The sequence below is a fragment of the Pseudomonas sp. TR47 genome (assembly GCF_044143025.1).
In the GTDB taxonomy this organism is placed as follows: Bacteria; Pseudomonadota; Gammaproteobacteria; order Pseudomonadales; family Pseudomonadaceae; genus Aquipseudomonas; species Aquipseudomonas putida_E.
This window is the reverse complement of the sequence record NZ_JBHFCS010000047.1, coordinates 1-6,421: the sequence shown is the minus strand read 5'-3', so window position 1 is coordinate 6,421 and position 6,421 is coordinate 1. Positions and strand designations below refer to the sequence as shown.

The 6,421-nt window shown below is 52.4% G+C and carries 3 protein-coding genes; all 3 read left to right on the top strand.

Annotated features, from left to right (window positions below; genetic code table 11):
* The first annotated feature begins 744 nt into the window (after positions 1–744).
* Entirely contained in the window at positions 745–4,536 is a 3,792-nt protein-coding gene (locus ACEWE8_RS25705) for a hypothetical protein (RefSeq protein WP_052750487.1), read from the top strand.
* 411 nt (positions 4,537–4,947) lie between these two features.
* Positions 4,948–5,817 carry a hypothetical protein gene (locus ACEWE8_RS25700; protein ID WP_367904235.1) on the top strand — a complete coding sequence of 290 codons (870 nt, stop codon included), beginning with the start codon at positions 4,948–4,950 and terminating at the stop codon, positions 5,815–5,817.
* Between the two features lie 361 nt (positions 5,818–6,178).
* Positions 6,179–6,421 (top strand): hypothetical protein (locus ACEWE8_RS25695; RefSeq protein WP_395589432.1); only part of this gene is annotated, 243 nt, incomplete at its 3' end.

Below are 6,421 nucleotides of genomic sequence, written 5' to 3'. Positions count from 1 at the left end.
AGCGCCTTTCTGATCCTTTCAAAATTTGCTATCGGCTCTGCATCCACTCTGTGGGGTCGACCAGGTGCCATGATTGTGCCTCGCGATCAAAGTCCGTCCATATCTCCTGCAGCTTGGCACGGTCATTCATGCCAATGCCAGGTATCGTGCTGAAAGCCTCAGGCATCCCCGACGCGCCACTTATGCCATCATGCCTTCATGCCTCCGCCATCTGGGCCGACTCGGTTGGCTGCAGGATACCAAAATAGTGAGGAGTTTCTTCGGGCTATGCGTTCAGGGCAGTGTCGCTTTACCGGGCACCCTAGGAGCTCGCCTTGCTATTGGTCCCAACGCACCGCGCAAGCGGCACTTGATCGTTGAGGGATGTAGATTTAAAGGCAAACACGTCCGACACCGCGCCATTCCAAGGCATGAGTCGTCCGCTATATGGGTCAAAAAGAAGCCGGTAGTAGATGATCGCACTCAACCCAAAGCAGTCGTTCGTGGGGAGCAGCAAACGGCCAGAGGCTGCCGGTCGTGAACGGCTGCACCTTCCATGAAGATGTCCCGGCCATGCGTATGAGGGAAGATCCTAACGAAGAAATTTCTCAGGATCCTATAGGTCACGCAGAGGTTCTGTGGCATCAGATGCAGCAAACCATGCTGGCGATACTGTAGTGTGCCTTGGAGGATGGCATGATGGCATGACTGCACCGTCATTAACGTGACCTGCACGACAGTTATGGGCAAAACAAAGGGCGCTAGATGGAAACTACACCGGATGTATCCCCTTCGATCGATAAGAAAGCCTTGGAAGAGCTTTTTGCCAAGCGGATGCGATGGGCATCACTCCACCTGCCCCTGTCTGAGGTGGAGAGCGTTGTTCCAGATTTAATAATGGATCTGAAGATGTTTGAACAACGCGCCAGCCTTGCGCTGCTGGCCGGACTGCTTACGCATCCCGATTACCAGTCAAATACATTGCGCTTGGAGTTGCTGGTTGCATTGGCTTTCGTGCATGCACGTGGTGTGAAACAACCCGAACTGGTGGATGCTGCTAGATGGTTTGAAATGATTGATGAATCCGAGGCGACTTCGGGGGAGGACGCAGCTGAAGATGTTTTCGTGACCTTGGTAGCGGATGATCAGGAAGACTTTCTACTTCTCGAAGGCCTCTGGGAGAACGCAGGTTTCTACACTCAATGCTGCGTACACCTGCTGTCAGGGATGCCTAACACGCCTCATTACACTCGTCTTTGCAAGGAGGTACGAGCACTCTTAGTCGTCGCGGATGAGGTCTGTAAGCAATCAGGCCTGACCCGGTACCAGACTGGTTCAGATAAGATCATGGCCCAGTTGGTTGTTGAAGATCTACCTCAGTCGTTTGAACTCCAGCAACGTGCCTTTTTAGCATTCGACGTCCTGAGGTCTAGAGGGGTCCAGCGTAAGGATCTGGAGCCTTTTCTTAATATTGACGTGGATTGCGAAGTGTTGCGAACGCATGAGCCGGGACTGAGTCAACTTGACCGTCAGCCTCTGTTGGAGACGGCCGATGGACTCATCGTAATGCTGCCTACCTCGATATCGATCGCTTTGCGTGATCACGTGATTGCGTACGTATTGGCGACCGGTCAGGTACAAAACTTCAACCGAAATTATGCCAAGCTTTTAAGCCGTAAGATCTTCGAGACCCAGTTGTTTGGCACTTTTTCGGGCTGTCCGGTGCATTGGCGTTCTTCAGGAGTCGACCAATATGCCAGTGCTATGATTGAGTTCGACCACGGGCACCTTCTAGTAATGCATTTTATTTTGCCGTCAATAGTGATCCATCGAGATGGCGGCTTCAAATATATGGCGGCTCCGCGTGACAGCATGACGCGAGATCTTCAAGTGGCCGTCACGGCGTCGTTAGCTCAAGCAAATAACTCTTTCCAGGCAGGCATCCACCTATTCGTACTTTGTGGTTGGGGCAAAGGGATGGGTATTAAAGTTCCACACATAGAAGACTCGCGCTGGAAGTGTGAAACTATTGCGCTGGCCGACCTGATCCGGTTAAGCGATCTTGATTCCATGGTGATCAGGCGGTTCTGGCGTCTACAGAAGTCCGTAGACGCCCTACATCCGGCAGGGGTTGAAATCTTAAACCTCAACGGTGTCGTGAATTTGATCGGCTGGGTCGAATTGAATGACGGGCATCTGATACCCCATGCGCAGCTGGAAGAAGGGAGAGTCAGTCCAGAATCCCCACTGGTGATTTCTCCACCTCTCAACCTCTTACGTGACATACGCGCGCGAGCGGATTATACGCGTGATTTTCACGTACAAAAGGAAAGCAGTGGAACAGCTCATTATGTGGAGCGCTTACAAAAAAAACCGTACTTCCCGAACGCCGCAGATTCCCGCATCTATGTTTCCTTGACCGCGCTACAGCAGGGTGAACTAGTTGCTGCCTGCTTGGGCAAGCCCACCATTTGGGTACGCCTCGCTGCCCCGGCATTCACTTCACGCGATCTGGTGTACAGGCTTTGGGAAATGCTCATCGCGCGCGTGGCCCGCATCGTCGATGCTACGGAAGAACTCGCTCCTCTATCCGCCACATACTCGCTGTTATTTTGCTTTGAGGACTCACAAAAAGAGTTTGAGCGCTACGACGCTGAGATCCCCCAAGATCTCAATACGCTTGTCCGTTTTCAAAGCACGTCGGCTCACGAGGCAACCATAACCTTCTTGCCAGGTTATGTTCATGCATTTCAAAGTACGCTGAATATTGCCGAACATACACTTACCAAAATCACGGTCCAGGCGTTAGCTGCGCTGGTAGCGAAAGCACCTATGAGCGCTGTGGCTAGCGAGATCTTGGCTCGCGCCGTGCCGAATGATCGCGGCCGGCATTTTCACCGCATGCATGCTCACGCCTTTACTGACTATGTCCGGGACACCCTACCGGCCAAACCTCTTATTTGCGACGAAATTGATAGCGCCATGCTGCGGCTTGGCCTTGGGTGGACGGTTCACGAGGGGGCCAATCACATCGAAGGGGACGCTGAATGCCGTGCATTCCTAAATGCTTTGGTCGACAAGCGGGTCGAGCACGTGATCGCTCAACTGCAAACTCTGAATCGCTACGAGCTGACCAAACGCTTACTGGTCAATCACGCAGTCGGAGAGGCTGAAGAGCAGCATTGGAAACGAACCTCCGCCGCTATACTCGGTTTGCATGGTGACACACCTGCCACGCGCTGCACTGTCGTCGAACAGCTGTCGGCCTTGGCGGCTACGCAGATATGCAGCCGAATTCTGATTGAAATGGCCATTTGTGCGTGCCCCTTAGGCGATGGCCGAAATCCCTCAAACCTGGAAATTGAAGCTCTGTTCGCTGAGATATCCCTGTTAAACCGCCTGGGCAGCTGGTCCGATGGCATCTACTATGGCGCTTTGGAGCCGCGGCTGAAAATTTCGCCACTAGGGGAGATCTTACTGGCCGACGCGTTTGCTGAGGCTGTGGTAAACCCTATGCTCAGTACAGTCATGGGCGACCGCTACGTTCGATCAGCACCCGGCCATGACCAGTATTATAGTGCTCCATTGACCTTGGACTCCACGGCTCATCTTTTAGAGGATGAGTTCCTCCGCGCTTGGAATACGGAAATGGGGTTCACCATTGACGACGGCCGAAAAATGCTAGATGCCCTCGAAAACGATGGTATCGTCAAACAAGAAGCGGTACTAACTTTGAAAAAAAGTCAGTTATTAAACGTACTAGTTAGCGCCACTAAACTGCCAGCAGCACTCCACTTCCTTGACCGCTTCGCCTTGGCCACGCGGCAGTCTTGGAGTACGCCACCCAGTGGCTTCAAAGGGCGGGACATCTTACCCTGGAGATTTGGCCGTCGGCTCTCTGTGGTAAGTCGTCCCATAATCCAGTTGGACCTGAACGAAGATCCGATATATCTGGTTTCACCTTCGCTCGTGCGTCGTGGCTTTTTTAACGTGCTCCGCGGCGCCCATGCCGGAACGATCGACCAAGACTTCTTCACCACCCCAGAGATGCGCGACGCATGGTGGGGTAAGGCCAACGAGGGCCATACCTTCAATGCAGAGGTCGCACAGACGCTCCGGTCTGCTGGCTGGCAAGCGATAGAGAACATCGAACTTTCAGCGATTCTCAAACAAAAACTGGAACGCGCCTACGGAGATGTCGATGTGCTGGCTTGGCACAATGGCAGGACAGAAGTACTGGTTATTGAGTGCAAGGACCTTACCTTCCGCAGAAATTACTCGGAAATCGCTGCATTGCTTTCGGATTACAAAGGGGAGCGAAAGAAAGGTAAGCCAGACAAGCTACTACGTCACCTCATGCGCGTGGATCGCCTTCAACAAGGATTAACACAGCTAGGGCGCTATACAGGTATCGAGTCCCCAAGGATTCGCTCATGTCTTATCGTAGGTGGCGTCGTGCCGATGCAATTCGCCAAAGTTTCAGCGCTTGAAGGTACCTTTGTAGGAGACGTGCAGACGCTTCTCCAAAACCTAGGTCATGCAAACTCCAGGTTATAGCCCGAGGTCTGTCGCCATAAAGTAGCCTCTCGTTATGGCTGCCCGTGGAGATTATGCGTCCAAATAGGCGGGTATGGGTATGGATATGGCTGCGTGACCTTGAAGCTATCCTCAACGGCAGCTTCTGGCCGGTCTCTGCGCCTACGAACGGCCGGTTTGGGTCGTAAGCAGCCATCTACGACTGGCAGCTTTCGACCCAAAGCAGCCCTTCAAAAAGATCAGCTAACGGCTAATAGCAGTCATCTAGTGTCTATCAAGGTGGGGCGAGTTAAATAATCTTAATGGCTGAAACAGCGTTCATAACGCTAGCCTTTTGCTGGCTGATCTCCAGTAAGAGACCTTCATGTCGCGCTCCTTTGGACTCGCTCAACTAACATGAGATACTAGTGAACCTCTTGACTGGAGTCGCTCATGACACTCGTAGTAGCTTGGACTAGAAAGACCCACACTGGTCGTGAACTTTGGATGCTGTCTGACAGCAGGCTTAGTGGTGGAAGAATTTGGGACTATGGCCCCAAGATATTTGGTGTTGGTCGAAGTGACGCTATTATTGCGTTCGCTGGAGACACCTCTTGGACATACCCATTAATTGCCCAAATCTCCTCATATGTAGAGTCATTCATTAACTTGCGGGATCGAGTCGTCGACGTAGCGGACTTATGCGATCAGATCCTCCAGATGCTGAATGACTCGCTCTCCTTCGTGACAGATACCGCCCATCCTTCCATGGCGGTCCCGGAGTGCTCGTTTGTCTTTGCAGGCTATTCAGCGCGCAGGAAGGACTTCTTTGTCCGACGGATTGAATTCCAGCCAAAAATTAATAAATTTGTACCGACTCATCCCAAGTCTTACGGCGGAGAGTTGGTAGCATACGTAGGCGACGAGGAACCTGTTAAAGCGATTGTCCGACGGATGTCCGATATTCTCAAGCTAAGTAAAGTAAGGCGCCGAAAACTCGACATGGTGCCGGCAGAGGCGTTTTTCGAAGTGCTCTCATCCGAGAAATTTAGAGATATTGGCGGAGCGCCTCAAGTGGCCAAGGTCTATGAGCACATGAATATTCGGCACTTTGGCGTCTACTGGCCCCCGACCGTTCCCAATGAAGAGCAGCACATCTTTCTGCGAGGTCGCCGGCTTAAGCCGCATGAGGTGCTTGATCATCCATGGGTCTACGACCCAGTATTGACCAAACTCTGGTGGCACGACTTCTCTCCGGATCAACTTCGCGAATCTGCAATCGCAAAAACGACCGCTCTTGTAACAGACGAGGCGACATTTTAGGTGACGATGTTGATGGCGTCCGTTTGTGTACCGATCAGCCCAGTTACGCAGTTCGCTGTCGACTATTTATGGCCGTTAGTCGACATAGGCCAACGACCGCTATGGGTCGAAAGCAGTCTTTCGTCACTGATTGCGTTCGCCCCATCGCGCCTTCTCAGACTAGACGGATGCCGAGTCTGAGAGATCCATGGGTAGGGTCAGCATCGGGTCCATACACCGGCAACCGCCTCGGCTAGCACGTGGCAGTTCAACGTGCCACTATAACGTCTACCTAGGGGGCACCTACAGAATCATGCTAGCGCGACGTCACAGCTGTCCCGAAATGGGTACGCAATCAATCAAACAGGGAGTTAAGAGCTACATGAAAAAATCGAGCGATCCACAATCATTGTTAGTAACGGTCCACGAACCTTTGTCGCTTGATTGGAATGAGGACAGATTGATTATCGAAAAAGCCGCGGGACAGCCTACGACGGCTGATGGGTACTACCATCTTGCGACCGCAATTCAGGCGCTGTTCGATAGACTCACTTATGGCACGTCAGCGCAGCCGCAACACCCACAGAGGATAGGTCTGCTGCGAGACGTACACGATGAGCTGTAT